This is a genomic window from Bacillus sp. DWP3-1 (assembly GCF_049896565.1).
GTDB lineage: Bacteria > Bacillota > Bacilli > Bacillales > Bacillaceae > Bacillus.
This window is the reverse complement of record NZ_JAFCUN010000004.1, coordinates 186,838-208,315: the sequence shown is the minus strand read 5'-3', so window position 1 is coordinate 208,315 and position 21,478 is coordinate 186,838. Positions and strand designations below refer to the sequence as shown.

Annotated in this window: 2 protein-coding genes; both read right to left on the bottom strand. The window is 46.0% G+C overall.

Annotated features, from left to right (window positions below):
- Positions 1-17: 17 nt before the first annotated feature.
- On the bottom strand, positions 18-10,712 hold the full coding sequence (locus ACP7A0_RS10935; RefSeq protein WP_426005107.1) for an amino acid adenylation domain-containing protein: 10,695 nt from the start codon (positions 10,710-10,712) through the stop codon (positions 18-20).
- A 20-nt stretch (positions 10,713-10,732) separates the two neighbouring features.
- Entirely contained in the window at positions 10,733-21,439 is a 10,707-nt protein-coding gene (locus ACP7A0_RS10930; RefSeq protein ID WP_375566870.1) for an amino acid adenylation domain-containing protein, read from the bottom strand.
- Between the last annotated feature and the right edge of the window lie 39 nt (positions 21,440-21,478).

Below are 21,478 nucleotides of genomic sequence, written 5' to 3'. Positions count from 1 at the left end.
TGACTGATCTCGTGTTGTTAGGTCAATTTTTCCTCAAGCATGTCAAAAATGTCGTCCATTTCATCCATTTCAAGATCAGCCGCAGAGAAGTCACTTGGCGTGAATTCTCTTTCGTGCTGCGCTAAACAATGGGTAATGATGGATTGGATTTTTTCTTTCAACAATGCCATGAACTGCTGTATCGTTTGTTCTTCATATTCATCTGTACAATAGGAACACGACAACATGAATCGATTGTGTTGAACAAGACCACTGAGGTTCAGCTTATAGACAGCTTCTGAATCAGGGCTTGCTTGTCGTCCCATATCATAGGTGGACGGTCCAAAGAGTTCTGTCGTCACTTCCTGATCGATCTGCCCAAGATAGTTCAAGCTGATTTCAGGATGTACGTGCTGTCCTGACAGCTCAGTGGCTGTCATGTATTTCAAAATCCCGTAGCCAATTCCTTTATTTGGCACACGCCGCAGCATCTCTTTCGTTCCTTTAATAGCATCAGCTATGGTCTGATCCGGCTTTGCTTCAAGAACAACTGGATACATACTCGTAAACCAGCCAACCGTGCGGGAGACATCCAGCCCTGATAAAATATCCTCTCTTCCATGACCTTCAAGTTGCACATGTACATGGGACTTCCCTGTCCACTCCTGAACGGCAAGCCCGAGAGCACATAGAAGAATATCGTTCATTTCCGTTGTGTACGGTAGATGAATATCGGTTAAGAGATGCTCGGTTTCGGACTCTGAAAGCTGCATCTGTACTGCTTTTGTTTGAGCAACTTTTCTTTTCGTTACTTCATGATCAACAGGTAAAGTGGTCAATGGCAGAGTGTCAATCTCTGTCCAGTACTCACTTTGGCTTTTTAACGGCTTGGACTGTGCGTATCGTTCGATTGCCTCTGCCCATTCTTTAAAGGAATGGGTTTTTGGCGGAAGGACGAGCGTTTGTCCTTGAGCTGCCTGCTGATAAAGAGACATAAAATCCTCTAGTAAAATTCGGCATGAGACACCGTCAATGACAAGATGGTGTGTCACGATGAGTAAGTGATCGCCATCTTTTGCACGGAAACAAATCACTTTCATGAGTGGACCTGTTTCGAGGTTCAGCTGACGCTGATACTCGTTGGCATATGTGGAAATGGCCTTTTTCACGTCGTGCTCTTTAGAGACATCATGAGAAATAATCGCAATCGATTCCCTGAGCTCCCGCTGATTGTATTGCAGAATGTCATCATGCTCCTGCCTGTATACCATACGCAGTGCATCATGATGTGAAAGTAATTTCTGCATCACTTGTTCTGTAATCGAAAGGTCAAATCCGTTTGGCGCATGAAGCATCATCGAGAGATTCCAATGGTGCTGGTCACTGAATGCTCGCTCAAAGAACCAGCGTTGAATTGGAGTCAAAATGACTTCCCCTTCAACCGATGATTGGTCAGCTGTCAATTGATCGGCTTCTTCGATATATGGGCGCAGCTCCGCAATCGTTGGGTACTGGAATAATAGCTTCATATCGAGCTTCCAGCCCGCTTGTGTGAGTCTGCTTGCCATTTGGATGCCTTTAATTGAGTCTCCACCAAGGAAGAAGAAGTGGTCGTGAATGCCGACTTGGCTCACGCCAAGGACATCTGCCCAAATATCGCAAAGCAGTGTTTCAACTTCGTCTCTTGGCGCTTCGTATGCCGTTTGGTTTGCTTCCATATCAGGCGCTGGCAATGCTTTTAGATCGACTTTGCCATTTGCCGTCATCGGCAGTTGGTTAAGCTTGATGATGGATGATGGCACCATATAGTCTGGCAACGTTCGTTTTAGACTTTCTTTCAGGTCGGTCGTTTCTTCATCGGTGATGACATATGCCACAAGCGAATCTTGTTCGCTGGCATCTTTGACCGTTGTCACGACTGCTTCTTTGACTTCCGCCAGCGCAAGGAGCTGCGCCTCAACTTCTGACAGTTCAATACGGAAGCCTCGGATATTGACCTGATGGTCTTTTCTGCCGAGATAGATCAGCTCGCCATCCTCTGTCCATTTCACTAAGTCGCCTGTACGGTACATGCGCTCACCTGGATAAAATGGATCTGGGACAAATCGTTTCTCTGTTTCCTCTGGAAGATTCCAGTACCCTCTTGCCAGTCCTTTTCCTGCGATCACGAGCTCACCCGGTACGCCTGGCGGCGAGAGGTCGTATAACGAACCCATGATGTAGAAACGAGTATTGGCAATCGCCGTTCCGATCGGAAGTGTGCCTTGATCTGGGTTGATGATCCCGCTGGTCGCTACGACTGTGTTTTCTGTTGGGCCATAGTTATTGACGAGTTTATATGGAACAGGCTTTACCTGTTTCAGCTTGTCTCCGCCAGTCAGTAGGTAGCGCAGTGAATGATTGTCCATTGACATAAACTGCTCGCATAACTGAGTTGGCAGGAACGCAATGGTGATCCCTTTTTCATTGAAATACGTATTGAGCTTGATCATATCGAGACGAATCGCTTCATCGATGATGTGCAGCTCTGCGCCGGCGATCCATGACGGGAACATTTCCCAAATGGAGGCGTCAAAGCCAAAGCCGGCATATTTGGCGGTTCGATCCGCATTTGTCACTTGGAAGGCATCATTGTGCCAGAAAGCAAGATTGACAAGGGACTGGTGCTCGACCATGACACCCTTCGGCTGTCCAGTCGTTCCCGATGTGTAAATCATATAGGCGAGATCTGTTGGTTTCACATGTACCTGAATTTCTTGTGCTTCTCCTTCTACGGCATCTTCTATTTGCAGAACATGACCTGTGAAAGAAGTTGGTGCAGTCAGTCCTTTTTGCATCAGAAGCACCTCTGCCTCGCAGTCCTCTAGCATGTACGCAATACGCTGAGCCGGATAATCCGCATCAATTGGAACGAATGCCGCACCTGCCTTCAGGACGCCAAGGACGGCTGCCGTCATGTCAAGCGATGGACGGGTGAGAATGCCGACGCGATCTCCGGGTTTTGTGCCAAGAGAGATCAATTTCTGAGCAACTACATTCGCCCGATTGTTCAGTTCCTCATATGTCCAGCTCGTTCCGCAGAATGTCGCCGCCTTTTGGTGAGGCGCTTTGTGCGCATTAGCTCCAATTAGTTCATGGATCGTTTGATCTGACGGAACGTCTAGGACAGGACCTGACCATTCATTGATCAGTTCTCGTTTTTCCTCTTCAGTCAAGATCGATAGCGCTGAAATTGGCTGATTGAGCTTAGCCAGCATTTCGTCTATGATTTGTTCAAAATATTGACTCCAACGCTGAATGGTCTTCTTTTTAAACAGTGCCGCTGCATACTCAAAACGCAGGCCCACTTGGTCTTTTTCTTCAAATACACCGAGCGTTACATCAAATTTTGCTTGAACTGTCTCTTGCTGTTTTTGCGAAAGCTTGAGTCCATCCAGATCCGGTAACGTCAGGTCTCGGTCATCCGTTGTCAGCATGACACTAAACAATGGATTGCGGCTCGTGTCTTTCGGAAGATCTAACTGTGCCACCAATTCCTCAAACGGGAAATCTTGATGTTCATAGGCTGATAGGCTGCGATCTTTCATTTTTTCAAGCAATTGTGCTGTCGTTTCCTCCAGCTGCACTTCATGTCGAAGAGCCAGTGTATTCACAAACATGCCCGGAACCCGTTCCATTGAAGCATGCGTACGTCCTGCTGTCACAGCGCCTATAACGATATCTGTCTGCCCAGTTAATTTGGAAAGGAAAATGGCAAATGCCGTTTGCATGACCATGTTCAAGCTTACACCTTTTTCAGCCATGAGCGTTTTAATGGACTGCACCTTTTCAGCAGGTAACCATCTATCGACTCGGTCTCCTTCAAATGACTGAACATGAGGGCGCGGAAAATCAAGTGGCAGCGCCAAATCTTCAGGCGGCTGAGCGTATTGCTCTAGCCAATATTGACGCTGTTTCTCGAGCAGCGCTTGCTGCTTTTCTTCCTGCTGCCATACCGCATAATCCTTGTAGTGCAGCTGAATTGGCGGTAATGTCTTTTTCTCATACAACTCTGCCAATTCTTGAATGAGCAGACTGCGTGTGACACCATCTGCGATGATATGGTGCATATCCATCATGAACACATATTTCTCATCAGAAAGCTTCGCCACCTTTGCCCTCATTAATGGTGCTTGATGTAATGAGAATGGGGTGATGAATGCGTCTATGACAGGCTGTTCATGACCTCTCTCTACTTCAACAACCTCTAACGTAAACGGCACTCGGCGATAGACTTTTTGAACTGGTACGCCGTCAATTTCTACAAAGGCTGTCCGCAATGATTCATGTCGTTCGATCAAGGCTTGCAGCGCTTCTTCTAGCTGCTTTACATCAAGGCTGCCTTCCATCATCAAAACAGCTGGCATATGGTAAGTAACTGCTTCTGGATGCAGCTGCTGTAACACATACATCCGCTTTTGAGCGGAAGAGACAGGATAGAAATCTTGCTTCTCCGCCGGATGAATGGATGTGATGTCCGAAGAATCCACTTCTTCCAAATAGGCTGCCATCGCCCGTATCGTTGGCTTTTCAAAAAGGACTTTGAGCGGCACATGCTTGTTCAGCTTGGCTTGTACCTTCGAAATGAGCACCATGCCTTTGAGAGAATGACCTCCCAATTCAAAGAAGTGATCATGAACACCTATTTGTTCAACCCCAAGTACTTCTGACCAAATGTCACACAGCGACTGCTCAAGTGCCGTTTCTGGTGCTGCATGCACCGCGCGGTTCATATGCACCTCGTGCGGAAGCGGCATAGACTTCGCATCTACCTTTCCGTTTTGTGTGAGCGGAATGTGGTCGACTTTGACAAAGTACGTTGGAATCATATAATCCGGCAGTGTCTCCGCAAGCTTTTCTCTAAACGTCAGTGTTCCAATTGGCTCAGGCGCTGTGTAATAGAGTGCAAGCTCCGGTAAACGGGACATGTGAATTACTTTGACATACACCTCTTGAATGGATAATCGTGCACGCGCGGCATGCTCAATTTCCTGTTTCTCAATACGATAACCGCGGATTTTCACTTGATCATCTATTCTTCCGAGAAACTCAATGTCTCCATTTGCATGCTGTCTGACCAAATCCCCTGTGCGATACATTCGCTCCTGAGGATAATATGGATTTTCAAGAAAACGCTCTGCTGTTAATTCAGGCTGATTCAAATACCCTCTCGATACACCTTCCCCCGATATATAAAGCTCTCCAGGTGCGCCATAAGGGACAAGGCGCTGCTGACAATTGAGTGCGAGCGCTCTTGTGTGAGCAATTGGCTGCCCGATCACAGAGCGATCCTTCAAAGCGCCTAGCTCTTGCGGTGTGATCAGCTTGGTCACAGTCCCAATAGTTGTCTCTGTCGGGCCATAGTGGTTCATCACTGCCACACATGGGTGCTGCTCCATAAACGTTTCAACATCCTCAGAGACAATCGGTTCCCCTCCAAGTATCACAAGGCGTAAAGCATTAAATGCATGATCCTTCGAATCTGCCATCATATGAAATAAGGATGGTGTCATTTTGATATACGTCAGCTCTTGTTCATCAATCAAACGCATGAGACGCACCGGGTCTGTATACACATCTTCACGAGACACATAGAGTGTCCCCCCTGCTTTTAAAACAGGGAAAATGCTTGTGTAACCGAGATCGTATGCATAAGAAGAAAGCAGTGCCGTCCGATCGCATTCTTGCAATGTCACCTCATTTGTCAGCCAGTTGACATAGTGTGATAGATTACGATGCGTGAGCTGTACACCCTTCGGCTTCCCTGTTGTACCAGATGTGTATATTACATAAGCGAGCTGATCGGCTGAGCCTTCCGGCAGATCTAGCGAGCGGCTTTGCTGCACTGCTTTTTCAACCTGCACCACCTGAATCGACTTGTGATCTTGATAGGAACCTGCAAGAGACTCATTTGTCACGATCACTTGTGCACCTGAATCTTCTAATGTGTAACGGATACGTTCCGCAGGGAAGGCCGGATCAATTGGTACAAATGCACCACCTGCTTTCATCACACCAAGCATTGAGACGATGACATAGACAGAGCGGTCAAGAATCAGTGCTACAGTCTTTTCTTTCTCGACGCCTCGTACCTTCAGTTCACTGCCAAGCGCATTTGCCATGTCTTCCAGCTCGCGGTAAGTGAGCTTCCGTTGATCATCCATCACCGCAATGGCATCTGGTGTTTCCTTTACCTGACGCGAAAATTGGACATGGAAGGGCTCATGACGATTCGATTGCACTTCGTCTTTTTTCTCCAATCGCTCTATTTGCTCATGCTGATCAAGGATACGGAGCAAGCCGATCTGTTCATCCGGGTGTTGGACCGCTTCACGAATAATCGCTAGAAGATGAGTTCCGAACCTGCGGACCGTCTCTTCTTTAAATAATGCCGCTGCATAGTCAAAGCTCAACTTTAATGCTCCCTCTCGTTCAAATGCTTCTAGAGACAAGTCAAATTTGACAGAGTGATGCTGAATGGCATAAGGCGAAATGTGCAGATCGCCGAGCTTTAGCGCCGGAACCTCCATGTTCTGCATGTTAAATGACACGCTAAAGAGCGGGCTTCGGGTTGTATCACGATCTAGCGGAAGGCGTGCAATTAACTCTTCCAGTGGATAGCTTTGATGAGCAAAAGCGTCAACACTCGTTTCTTTTATTTCTTCAAGCAGCTGTAAAAATGTCTTCGTTTGTTCTGGTTTTCCGCGCATCGCAACAGTGTTGATAAACATCCCCGGCATGTCCTGTATATCAGGGTGTGTCCGTCCTGCAACAGGGGAACCAACGATGATATCTTCCTGGCCGCTATAAGTGGCAAGCAGCACTTGAAAAGCAGATAACAAGAACATGTACATGGTCGTATCTGTTTTCTGAAGCAGTTCATGAATCCGCTGAGTCGTCGCTTGATCACAGCCAAACATGAATCGTCCCCCGGAAAAATCACGTTCCGCTGGACGCGGATAATCAGTTGGCAGCTCTAATACCGGCAAGTCCCCTTCGAATTGCTTCAACCAATATGCTTCATGCTCCTTCTGTTTCTCCGTCTCTTCTTCACTTAACTGCCAGACAGCGTAATCTTTATAATGAATGGCTCTTTCTGCAAGAGCTTCTCCATCATAGGCCTTCGCCAAATCTTGAATGAACGTCTTCATGGAGCTGCCATCTGTAATGAGATGATGTGCTTCCAAGACGAGAAGATGACGGTTCTCACTGACCTTCAACAACTGAGCTCGCAATAGAGGCGCAGCTGTTAAATCAAATGGTGTTTGACGTTCAGAAAGGAATGCCTCTGCCTCTTCTTCTTTGATGTCATGAACGGGAAGGTCAAATGCAGTCCATTCATTCACCCTTTGGACGATGTCTTCTCCATTTATATGAAAACTCGTTCTTAAGATTTCATGCGTTTGGATCAACTGATCAAATGCTGATCTGAGCCGCTGATATTCGAGTGTCCCTTCAAGCGTTAAGACGATCGGAATATGATAATTCGTGCTGTCAGGTTCGAGTGTCTGCAAAATGTATAAACGGCGCTGAGCTGGTGATACCGGATATTCGTCCGCCTGCTCTGCTGGTAAGATGGGATGTCCTTTTTCTTCTTGACCATCCTGATCGATATATGCCGCTAATGAACGAATCGTCGGCTTCTCAAAAATCACTTGAATCGGTACTTCCTTTTGAAGCACCTCTTGAATTTTCGCGGACATCATCATTGCTTTGAGAGAGTGCCCGCCAGCCATGAAGAAATGTTCATCTACTCCTACCGTTTTCCCAAGGAGCTCCTCCCAAATTTGAGCGAGTGCCTTTTCTGTCTCCGTCTCAGGCGAAATGATTTCCTTTTTCTCCTGATGCGCTTCGTCCGGCTTTGGTAAAGCTTTTCGATCTACCTTCCCGTTCGATGTGAGCGTAAAAGCATCCAGCTTCATCACATGGTGCGGCACCATATAAGCTGGCAGCTCTTGATTGAATAAATCCCGCACCTCTTCTTCTGTCATTGTCCCTGTGAAGTAAGCGGTGATTTCCTGTTCATCTGAGGAAAACAAATGGACAAGCACAACCGCATCATCTATGCCCGCTTTTTGCTGAAGCACTGTTTCAATTTCACCAAGCTCAATACGGAAGCCTCGAATTTTCACCTGATCATCTGTCCGGCCGAGGAATTCGATCTGGCCATCCGCGCCATATCTAGCCAAATCCCCTGTTCGATACAAACGGCCTGACGGTTTAAAAGGATCTGCCATGAACACTTGATTGGTCAAATCCGGACGATGGAGATACCCTCTTGCGACACCATCTCCGCCAACATACAGCTCTCCTGGCGCTCCAATTGGCTGCAATCTTTGATCATCATCTAAAATATAAGCCGACGAATGGTTGATCGGCTGACCAATTGGGATCGGACCCGTTTCATCTCCTGTTACTTCGTAAATGGTCGAGATGGTTGTATTTTCAGTTGGACCATAGGCATTCAGTAAAACAAGTGCTGGATGATGCTGTTTCACAAGCTCCGCACTCTTCACATTGATGACGTCACCGCCTGTAATTAATGTGGTTAATCCTTCGAACATTTGCGGCCGCTGCTGAGCGAGCTGATTAAATAATCCAGTTGTTAAAAAGAGCGCCGTCAACTGATGTGTTTGGATAAATTGTTCGAATCGATGGATATCCAATAAAGTATCACGGTCAACAGGATAAAGCGTCGCCCCATTTAGCAGCGTGGTAAATATCTCAAAGGTAATAGCATCAAAGCTGACGGCCCCTGTATGCGCCATACGATCCGACTTGGTCAAGCCTAATTTCTCCTGAGAGCAAGCCAATCTCACAATATGCTGATGCTCAATTTGAACCCCTTTGGGCTGTCCAGTTGATCCTGATGTATACATGATATACGCCAATTGAGATGGAGACGTCCGGACTGAGAAATCCACGTGTGAGCGATGAGGCATGCTGGTCACATGTACAGCCTTGATATGTTCATCAACTGGCGGCTGATTGTCAGCATGCAGCAAAATGGATGCGCCGCTGTCTTCAAGCATCCATCGGATTCTCTCCTCAGGCTGGGAAGGATCAATCGGCACATAAGCTGCCCCTGCGTGCAGAACTGCTAAAATGGCGATCACCGCATCTGCTGATCGGTTCATATACACCGCGACAGCATCTCCGGGCTGTACGCCGTTTTCAACAAGACTGCCGGCTAAACGACGGATTTCTTGTCCAAGCTCCTCGTACGTGAATGTTCGATCGCCTTCAACTAATGCCAGATGGTCAGGCTGCGCCTTCATACGTTCATTAAGCAGCTCAGGAATAGACAGATGCTTCGGATAATCTCGCTCTGTCTGATTCCAAGCTTCAATCTGCTGCTTCTCCTCTTCTGTGATACATGTCACTTCATGAAGGCGTACATCAGGGTTCTGGATGATTTGCTTCATGAGATTGGTCAGATGTTTTGATATGTTTTCAATGATCTTTTCTTCAAAAGCTATGGCGTTGTATTTGATTTTCAATGTCCACGTTTCACCTGGATAAACAAGGACATTCAGGTCGAAATTCGTTTGTTCAAATCCGTCCTTTACATCAATGGAAAAACCAAGCCGTGCAGACATGGTATCACCAGACAGCTCCTGATCTAAAGGATAGTTCTCAAACCCAACCAAATGATCAAAGAGCTGCCCTCCAGCAGCTGTCTTTTGCTGAATGTCATAAAGCGGCATAAAATCATAGTTTTCCGCTTCCAGTGCATGCTGCTGAACCTTTTGAAACAACTGTTTGAACGTCTGCCCCTGATCCAATGTCACTCGAACGGGTATCGTATTGATAAACAGCCCTGCCATGCGCTCAATTCCAGATACACTTGGAGGTCTGCCCGATACAACGGTGCCGAATGTGACATCATCAGCTGCATGATAGGTGCCTAATAGAACAGACCAGACAGCCTGAAACAGGTTCGGGGCTGTCACTTGGCATTTTCTTGCCACATTTTGAATGGCTTGTACCGTTTGAGCATCCCATGTAAACGTCCATTCCTGATGGTCGTATTGTCCGTTCGCTTCATTTTGCTGCAGCAGCCCTTGATGCTGAACCGCTCCATCTAGACGCTCCTGCCAATAACTTTCCGCTTCTTGTTTATTTTGCTTTCCAAGCCACTGGATATAATCTGCATAAGGCTTTCCCTGTGAGCGATCCGGCGTTCGATCGTTCCGAAAAGATTCATAGTAATGAAACAGTTTTTTCATTAAAACACCCATGGACCAACCATCCATGATGATGTGATGGTTGCTCCAAATTAGATGCCAGTTTGTTTCATTTAGTTGAAAAACAGCGACCTTCAATAACAGATCATTTGTTAAGTGAAATCCTTGCTTTCTCACTTGATTTTTATATTGATCCAATACCTTTTGCTGCTCTTGATGATTCAGATGTGATAGATTCTCTCGATACACATCGAGATGACGTTCAGCCAGTACAACCTGACGAGGCTTTTGTAATTGTTGATAAACAAAAGCTGTACGGAGAATGTCATATGTCCGTATGAGCTCATTGAGACTTTTTTCAAAAAGAGCGAGATCAAACTCTCCGCTTATTCCAAGCTCAAGCTGTGTGAAATAAGAGGAGGAATTAGGGTCTAGCATGGCATGATACAGCATGCCCTCCTGCATGGGTGTTAAAGGATATACCTTCTGAATCTTCTGCTTGCTCATATGTCCACCTCTTCGTTTGCTTAAAATATATCCATTAGCTTTTCAAGTTCATCCATCGTGAGATCTTCATCCCCTACATCACTAGGTGTCATCTGGGTTTCCTCCTGTGATACGCAATGTGAAATCAGCGCCCTCACATTCTTTTCAAGAAGATCCTTGAATTGTTCCATCGTACGTTCTTCAAATTCAAGTTGATGATAAGAAATCGTCACATGGAACATGGCTTGTTCGACGAATCCCACAATATCAAGTGCATGAGGTTTCTCTGATTCAGGACTCAGCGATTGTCCTGGATGCCACGTTGAGCGGCTTAACTCACCGCTGATCTGTTCATCAAACTGACCAAGATAGTTAAAGCTGATATCTGGCGCGAGATCAAATGAGATATCGTCCTTCATCTTGTCAGGGGTTAAATATTTTAATATGCCATAGCCGATTCCCTTGTTCGGAATGTGCCTGAGTTCCTCTTTTAAATGCTTGATCTGATAAGAAAGATCGTCTGCATGCGACATATCCAGTAACACAGGATACATACTTGTAAACCAGCCAATCGTCCGTGATACATTGATTGCAGGGAGGATGTTCTCTCTCCCGTGTCCTTCAAGATGAATAAAGTGTCTGTCTTCACCTGTCCACTCTTTCATGGACAATCCAAGTGCTGTCAGCAAAATATCATTGATGTCTGTTTGATATGCTTCATGTACATCTGTCAGCAGACTGCGTGTTTCCTCCTCAGACAATGTAAAACGAATGGTCTGTGTATGAAGCATCCGCTGATCTTCTGTCACATAATCCTTTTGAATCGGTGTAACGGAATGCGCAAGTACCTTTTTCCAATAGGCTCTTTCCGACAGCAACTCATCTGACATCGCGTATTCCGTCAGCTTCTGGGCATATTCTTGGAAAGAGTGTGTTTTTTCAGGAAGTGTCAGGATTTCCCCGCGCTTCGACTGTTCATAAAGAGCCATAAAATCTTCAAGGAAAATACGCCATGACACACCATCGATGACAAGATGATGTACAGCGAGCAGTAAATGATCCCCTTGATCCGTTCGGAAAATAGCTGGCTTTACTAAAGGTCCTTCCGCTAGCGATATACTCGCCTGCACTTCATTTGCCAGCTTTTCTACCTGCAGGATTTGCTCCGACAGTTCCCCTCGTACTTCCATTACATCAACAGCCACCAAGTTTTCTTCGATTTTTCGATGACGCTGGATCACGCGTCCTTCTTCAAGCGGATACACCATTCGCAAGGCATCGTGATGGATCATAAGCTGCTCCAACACTTGCTGAGCGATGGTTTCATCCAAACCATTTGGCGCTTGGAGCATAACCGATTGGTTCCAATGGTGCTGACTCGTAAAGTTTCGCTCAAAGAACCAGCGCTGAATCGGTGTGAAAATGACTTCCCCTTCGACAGGTGACTGGTCGGCTGTCAGTTGATCAGCTTCTTCGATATATGGGCGCAGCTCTGCAATCGTTGGGTACTGGAATAGTAGTTTCATATCGAGCTTCCAGCCCGCTTGTGTGAGTCTGCTTGCCATTTGAATGCCTTTAATCGAATCTCCGCCAAGGAAGAAGAAGTGATCGTGAATGCCGACTTGGCTCACGCCAAGTACGTCTTCCCAAATGCCGCATAGAAGCGTTTCGACTTCGTCTCTTGGCGCTTCGTAAGCCGTTTGGTTTGCTTCCATATCAGGCGCTGGCAATGCTTTCAGATCGACTTTGCCATTTGCCGTCATCGGCAGTTGGTCTAGCTTGATGATCCATGAAGGCACCATATAGTCTGGCAACGTGCGTTTTAAGCTTTCTTTTAAGTCTTCTGTTTCATTCTCCGTGATGACATATGCGGCAAGGGCGTCTTGATCGCTTGCATCTTTCACCGTTGTCACGACTGCTTCTTTGACTGAATCCAGCTCAAGAAGCTGAGCTTCAATTTCTGATAGCTCAATCCGGAAGCCTCGGATATTGACCTGATGGTCTTTTCTGCCGAGATAGATCAGCTCGCCATCCTCTGTCCATTTCACTAAGTCGCCTGTGCGATACATGCGCTCACCTGGATAAAATGGATCTGGGACAAATCGTTTATCTGTTTCCTCCGGAAGATTCCAGTACCCCCTAGCCAGTCCTTTTCCTGCGATCACAAGCTCACCCGGTACGCCTGGCGGCGAGAGGTCATATAACGAACCCATAATGTAAAAACGTGTATTGGCAATCGCTGTTCCGATTGGAAGCGTTCCTTGATCTGGATTGATAATCCCGCTTGTCGCCACGACTGTATTTTCCGTCGGACCGTAGTTATTCACGAGTTTATATGGAACAGGCTTTATCTGTTTCAGCTTATCTCCGCCTGTTAGTAAGTAACGCAGAGAATGATTGTCCATTGACATAAACTGCTCGCATAACTGGGTCGGCAGGAACGCAATGGTGATACCTTCTTGATTGAAATACGCATTGAGCTTGATCATATCGAGACGAATCGCTTCATCGATGATGTGCAGCTCTGCGCCGGCGATCCATGTCGGGAACATTTCCCAAATGGAGGCATCAAAGCCAAAGCCGGCATATTTAGCGGTTCGGTCCGCATTGGTCACTTGGAAGGCATCATTGTGCCAAAACGCTAGGTTTACAAGGGACTGGTGCTCGACCATGACACCCTTCGGCTGTCCTGTTGTTCCAGACGTGTAAATCATATAGGCGAGATCAGTCGGTTTCATATGAATCTGAATTTCTTGCGCTTCACCTTTTACGGCATCCTCTATCAATAGGACATGACCTGTGAATGAAGATGGTGCAGTCAATCCTTTTTGCATCAAAAGAACCTCTGCCCCGCAGTCTTCCAGCATGTAGGTAATGCGCTGATCCGGATAATCCGCATCGATTGGAACGAATGCCGCACCTGCCTTCAAGACGCCAAGGACAGCTGCCGTCATATTAAGGGACGGACGGGTGAGAATGCCGATGCGATCTCCTCGTTTTATGCCGTTTGAGATGAGCCTTGAAGCGACTGTATTCGCCCGACTGTTCAGTTCTTCATACGTCCAGCTTGTTCCGCAGAAGGTTGCCGCTTTTTGGTGCGGTGCTTCAAATGCTTTAGCCTCGATCAGTTTATGAATGGTTTGATCTGACGGAACGTCTAGGACAGGACCTGACCATTCACTGAGCAGTTTTTGCTGCTGCTTCGGTGATAATAGCTGCATTTGATCTAGCGATTGATCTGGCGCTGATACCATTTGTTCCAATAAATGAAGGAAAAACTCCTTCCACTTTTCAATCGAAGACTGTTGAAAGATAGAAGTATTAAAATCAAACACAAGCTCAATGTGATCAGCCGATTCGTTTCCAGTTAAGGTCAAATCAAATTTGGCGATATTTTCTTCAAATGGCTCTGGAACGATGTGAAGTCCATCCATCGTTAAATCACGGATATCCGCATTTTCCATCGAGAACACCACATCAAAGATTGGGTGACGGCTAGTGTCTCGAACCGTTTGTACTTGGTCTACCAATTCTTCAAATGGGTACAACTGATGCTCATTTGCCTCTAACACAAGTTGATGAACATTTGACGCAAATTCTGCAGCTGTCAGATGTCCTGCTGGCTTTGTTCTAAGTGCCAGCGTGTTCACAAACATACCAATGACAGATTGAATATCAGGGTGAGTTCTGCCCACAATCGGTGAACCGATGATGATATCTTCTTGTCTTGATAGCTTGCTTAAAAGGGTACTGTAGCAAGTGAGCAGGACTGTATACGTCGTGCTGTTTAGCGCTCTGACCAGCTCATCCAATTTCGCTTTAAGCGACCCATCGATTGTAAAGGAGACACGCTCTCCTGCGAATGTTTGCACTTTTGGTCTTGGCAGGTCTTCCGGCAGTCCCAGTACAGGTAGCTCTCCTTGTAATTGCTCCAGCCAAAACGCCTCTTCAGCTCTTTTTTGTGCAGCAAACGTCTCACTTTTTGACCAAACCGCATAATCCTTATATTGAACAGGTAATTCCTGTAGTTTGTCTCCTCGATACAAGGCTGAAAGCTCCTCAATTAAAATGCCAACAGATGCGCCATCTGAAATGATATGATGCATATCAATCAGTAAATAATGGACATTTACGGAAACAGAAACTAGACCTACTCTGAGTAAAGGCGCCTTTCCTACATCAAATGGACGGATAAAGTCATTCATCAATTCCTGTATGTCTCTTCCGTTCCCTTCGATTTCCTCAATGTCTAAGGAAATATTTGATTCAATCCGTTGAACAGGTTCATTCTGAACAAAGTCAAAGCTCGTTCTAAATGCTTCATGACGATGGACAAGCTGCTCAATCGCTTTTTTAAATCGTTTTTCATCAAAAACACCTTCTAGCTTTAAAGCAGCCGGCATATGATAGCTTTGCTCCGCATCGGTCATTTTCTCCAATACAAACAGCCTTTTCTGAGCAGATGTCACTGGATAATAGGCCGCTTCTTCTGCAACCTCCACCCGCTTGATCTCCGTTTGATCCGCTTGATCAACCGCAAAGGCAAACGCCTCTAATGTTGGAGATTCAAATAAAGACTTCAAAGTGAGCTCCACGTGCATCTCTTCATACAGCCTGTTCAGCATTTTCATGCCGCGCAGCGAATGGCCACCGCATTCAAAGAAATGATCGTCCCTGCCGATTCTCGGCACTTCAAGAACTTCCTCCCAAATGCGCGCTACGTGATGCTCTGTTTCGGTTTGAGGAGGGATGTACTCATTTACCCCCTGCTCACTTAGGTCAGGCACCGGTAAGGCGCGCCTATCTACCTTGCCGTTATTCGTCAGCGGAAGCTCGTCTAATTGCATGAAGAACGACGGCATCATATACACAGGCAGTTCACGTCCTGCTTGCTCGCGCAAATCAGTTAATGAGACAGACCCTTCTGCTGTGAAATACGCACATAATGTATCATTTGGAGCTGCAATGACGACGGCTTCCTTCAATTGCGGATGTCGCAGCAGCTGATGCTCAATTTCTCCAAGTTCAATACGCTGACCTCGAATCTTCACTTGATGATCAATCCGTCCAATGAATTCAATCTCTCCATTTGACAGCCATCGTGCAAGATCACCCGTTTTATACATGACCTCACCAGGGCGGAAAGGATTTTCCACAAATTTTTCGCTTGTGAGTTCTGGCTGCCCATAATATCCTTTCACCAGTCCATCACCAGCGACACATAGCTCTCCCGCAACACCCGGCGGCTGCACATGTCCAAATTCATCTACAATGTAAACAGCCGTTTGACTCACTGGCTTTCCAATTGGAATGGATAACGCCTGCTTCTCAATGTGATTCACTGGATAATACGTAGTGAAAATCGTGCTTTCAGAAGGACCGTACATATGAACAAGCTTGCCTTCCCCCACCGTTTCAAGTGCAGTCATGACATGAGGCACGGAAGCTCGCTCTCCGCCAAACAGAACTTTTCTGACGTTCTTCAGGCTGTCTTTTTTCATATCGATGAGTAAGTGAAAAAGAGCTGTCGTGATCATTAAAATACTGACTTTTTCCTTCTCAATCGCTCCAGAAAGCTCATTCATATTTAAGATATGGTCCTTTGGCAGAACAATCAGTTTCGCTCCGTTTAATAAAGCACCAAACACATCAAACATAAAAGCATCAAATACATAGTTTGATAGACTCATCACCGTGTCTTCATGATGAATGGCAAGATAATTTGATTGCTTCACCGTTCTCAAAATATTCCGGTGTGTCACCATATTTCCTTTCGGCTTGCCAGTTGTACCAGATGTATAGGTCAAATTCGCCAAGTCCTCAGGTAAAATAGGTATGTCTATATTTCTGTCTGACTGCTGAACAATCAGTTGATCTTCTGTTTCGACGACGGTTCCCTCAAAAGAAGCGAGTACCGAACGTTGGCGCAGCACCTGGTGTGTCAGTAAAAATTGTGCACCGCTATCTGTCAAAAAGTGCTTCACGCGCTCATCAGGGAAATCAGGATCAATTGGTACATAGACGCCGCCCGCCTTAAGCACAGCTAGAACAGAGAGTACCATCTCATTGGATCGTTCAAAGAATAAGGCCGCTTTCATCCCTCTTTCAAACCCATGTTCACGCAAATAATGAGCCAGCTGGTTCACTCGGTCATTCAGTTCTTGGTAAGAAAGAATCACACCTTCACATTGGAGTGCAGACTTATGACCATGCTCCTGCACCTGCGCTTCAAACTGCGTCACAATGGTTTCTTCTGCCGGATAAGGCGTCGGTAACGGATTCCACAGATTCAGTTGAGCTTCCGCTTCCTGTTCAGACAGTAATCGATAGGATCGAATCGCTTCCTCCGGCGATTGGACCATCTGCTCCAGCAAATACATATAATGATGCAGCATTTGCTCGGCTGTACTTCGTTTAAATAGCGCCGTACTGTAATCGAGGACAAAGGATAAACCTTGATCTGACTCCATCGCTTGCAGCGTTAAATCAAACTTTGCAATATGGAAATTGGTTTCTTCAATTTCAACTTGCATCTCTCCAATATGCTGGGCTGCTCCATGATCTGGCATGAGTGTAAAAACGGTATCGAATAAAGGATGACGGCTAAAATCTCTTGGTATATTCAGCTTTTCAAGCAGCCGTTCAAATGGATATTGCTGATGCTCAAATGCATGCATCGTCTTTTCCTTAACTTGCTCGATCAACTGCGACATGGTTCCATTCGGATCAACCTCTGACCGCAAAGCAAGTGTCTGGACAAACATGCCGATCATGTCATCCAGGTCTGCATGCACACGCCCTGCCGCCGGTGTTCCAACCACGAATTCCTTTTGACCCGTGTACTTCGCAAGCAATGTATAGTAAGCAGAAAGCAGAACCGTATACAGTGTCGTGTGGTGATTTGCCGCAAGCTCCTGCAATTGTTCCTTTAACGTTTCATCTATTTCTTTGATCACACGGTCCCCTGCAAAAGACTGGACCGCTGGGCGTTGATAATCGGTCAACAGCTGTAAAGCAGGAAGATCACCCGAAAATTCCTGCAGCCAGAATGCCTCTTCTTTTTGAAAATCTTGTTGTTCTTGCCAAACAGCATAATCTTGATATTGAAGCTTCAATGGTGCTTTGACCGATCCCTCGTAAGCATCTGACAGCTCACGCAGCATTAAATCAATCGAAAGACCATCTGAGATGAGATGATGCATATCGAAAAAGAGCAGGTGCTCCTGATCATGTAATAACTTCAAGCCAATACGAAGAAGTGGTGCACACTCAAGGTCAAAAGGTCTGACAAATTGCTGCATATTTTCTTCCATCGTGCCGCCTGTCAGCTGCTCTATTTGAAATGGCACTGATGGAGCTACCTGCTGACATGGAACACCTTTCAACGTATGAAAAGAAGTACGCAGCATATCATGACGTGTGATGAGTCTTTCAAAGGCTTCAGTCAGCTTCTCTCGCTGCAATGTTCCTTTTAACCTCACAACAGCCGGCATATGGTATGCGGTGCTTTGCTCCAATTGACTCACCATATAAACGCGCTGCTGTGGAGGTGACAATGGATAGTGGTCTGCTGCCGGCGCTTTTGGTATCACCGTTTCAGAAGATGTTTCCGCTTGCTCAATGTAGGCAGCCAAAGCAGCAATGGTCTGCTGTTCAAATAAAATGGAGAGCGGCACTTCCACCTGAAAGTCTCGCTGAACATGTGTGAGTACTGTCATCGCTTTAAGTGAATGACCACCTCGCTCGAAGAAAGAATCATATACACCCATCTTCTCTTGACCAAGGATTTCTTCCCACAAACGCACAAGCTTCGTTTCGAGATCGTTTCTAGGTGCAACATATACAGCATGAACTGCTTTGTCGCCTTTTAAAGCAGCAAGTGCACGACGATCGACTTTGCCGCTGACTGTGAGTGGAAATGCATCGAGCTCTTTGAAATAGAGCGGCATCATGTAAGCTGGAAGCTGATGTTTGATAGCGGCTTGCAGCATGTCAACTGACACACCTTCTTGACGAGCTTGATAGTAAGCACTTAACGCCTTTTCCCCGTCCGCTTCATCAACCACAAGTACGACAGCTTGATCGACTCCATCTACCTGCTCCATCACTGCTTCAATTTCGCCTGTTTCTATGCGGTAACCCCTTATTTTTACTTGATCATCCATTCTGCCAAGATAATCAATGGTGCCATCCGGAAGCCATCTGACTAGATCCCCCGTTCGATACATCCGCTCGTGTGGAGAAAACGGATCTGTCGTGAATACCTTCTCCGTTAATTCAGGCTGATTCACATAGCCTCGTCCAACACCTATCCCTGCAATGCATAGCTCTCCAATAGCCCCCTGCACCTGTAATTGATCATGGTCATTTAAAATATAAAGACGGTGATGACCGAGTGGTTTTCCGATCGACACATAACGCTGCTGTTCAGATGATTCGCGCAGCTCACTTAGTTCCAGACGATGAACCGCCGCATCGACACACGTCTCAGTCGGACCATACACATTCCACAAAGTAAAATCAGGCTCACTCATACGAAGCGCTTCGATAAGAGAGTGTGCTGCTTTCGCAGGCAATGCTTCTCCCCCAATCAACATGTGTGTCAATGACAGCCCGTCCAAATCCGCTGCAAGTAAAAGCTGCACATGCGCCGGTGTTCCGTCTGCTGCTTCAATTTGATGTTTTTTATAATAAGCCGCTAATTGAACACCATTTCTCGTCGTTTCTCGCGGGATGATATGAAGCGTATGCCCAAATAAAAGAGCAGCAAAGATTTGTTTCACCGATGCATCAAAATGGAATGGTGCAAGAAGCGCCATTTGAAGCTCACTCGCCCCTTGATAAATCTCATGATGCAAGGCATGGACCAAATGATGCAGCTGAAGATGCTCAATCATGACGCCTTTCGGCTTTCCAGTCGTACCTGATGTATAAATCATGTAAGCCAAATCCTCAGGTGCCGACTGATTTACAAGCGCAGGCAGCAGACCATCATCTAATTCGATTTGCTGCTGAACGACCATTTTTTCCGAGAGGGCACGGTATGTTGAAACGAACGATTCCTCTGTTAACACAATGGAAGCACCAGAATCCTCCACAATATATTGAATGCGCTCCTCAGGTAATGCCGGATCAATCGGTACATACGCCCCGCCAGCCTTTAATATGCCGAAGATCGCCACCATAGCATCTGCCTTCCGATCCATTAGGACAGCAACAGGCACATCACGCGAGACACCTTTCATTTGTAAAAACCGCGCCAGCTTTTCTGCCTTTTGATACAGCTCTCCATAAGTAAATGCTCCATTTTCCGCTACAACGGCTGTCCGCTCTGCATACTTATTTGCTGTCTCATCAAACATGTGGTGAACCGGTTTTTCAGCTGGTTTTTCAAACGGGATTCTCTCAGATAGTTGCAGCAGTTCCTTTTGTTCATCTGATGGAAGTAAAGGAAGTGTCCCGATCAGCTGGTCAGGCTGAGAGACCGCCGCCTCTAGTATGATCAAAAATCGATCAAACATCTTACTGATTTCTTCTTCGGTGAATACATCTGTACGGTAGTCCAAATCAATGGTCAATGTATCTGTATCCCAGCGGTCCTTTACATGGATTGAAATATCATTCATTCCGCTCCCGCTAAAAATCGGTTCAGTAATAAAAGACAGATTCTCTTTTTTCTGCCACTGCATGACCTGGTATTCTAAAGAAATATCAAAAAGGCGCCCTGTAAACCCTTCTCTTTCTCGCAAATCATTCATGAGGAGATTGTAAGGGTACTTTTGGTGACGCAAGATCTTCATTTGATCCGCCATGACCTGTTTTACGAAATCAAGAAATGTTTGCGACCCATGAACAGATGCACGCATTGGAATCGTCGAAACAAACATACCAATCATCTTTTTTTCTTTGGCATTCGTTCGGTTGCCCATAAAGGTTCCAAGAACAACATCCTCCATGCCGCTAAAACGATGTAAATATACATAAACAGTGGACATAAACATCGAGAGCATACTGACTTTCTGCTCTTCACAAAAAGCACGAAGTTTCTCCTTCAAAGAATCTGGAATATCCCCCGAAAATCGCTGCGCATGTAAACTCATCTCGTATCCCTTATGCGGTTTTAAAGAAGCGAAATCTGGAATATTGGCAAATTGCTCATTCCAAAAGGCTTGGTCTTTTTGAAATCGTTTAGAAGTTTCATAGCTTTGCTCACTCATGATGTGATCAACGAAGGAAATCTCCTCAACCGGTGAGATGTCTACCCCGTGCAGCATGTTCTGGTATAAGTCGATAATGCGATTTCCCATCAAGATAATCGAGATACCATCCGCCACAATATGATGTGCTTTACAGAACAGCCAGCACTCTTGATCACTGATTTGAAAGACCGTAAATTCAATCAAGGGGCTGTCAATTAACGGCATTGGCTCACGGATTTGCTCATTCGCCCAAGCCCTCACTTCTTCTTCACTCCAGCCCTTCTCCATGCGAATCGGCTGTTCTTCATAAGGCTTCATATATTGAACAGGCTCCTCCTGCTCATGTCGATACACCAGCCTCAAACGAAGGGAGTCAGTTTGGCGAATGTACGCTTGAAGCACGTCAACGACTAAAGATGGATCTAAACCTGATACCGATCTCAATCTGGCGAATCCACCCAAATTAGAAATACTTGTACCTGGATAAAATCTTTCCGTGTAGAATACTCGCTTTTGCGCATGTGTTAAGGGGTAATAAACTGTATTCATTCTTATCCTCCGCCTCTTCTATGTTTTCTCCACCAATGT

What these genes read in the sequence shown, in the direction of transcription:
- ACP7A0_RS10935 (WP_426005107.1), bottom strand. Translation starts at nt 10,712, where the DNA reads ATGAGCAAGCAGAAGATTCAGAAGGTATATCCTTTAACACCCATGCAG.
- ACP7A0_RS10930 (WP_375566870.1), bottom strand. Translation starts at nt 21,439, where the DNA reads ATGAATACAGTTTATTACCCCTTAACACATGCGCAAAAGCGAGTATTC.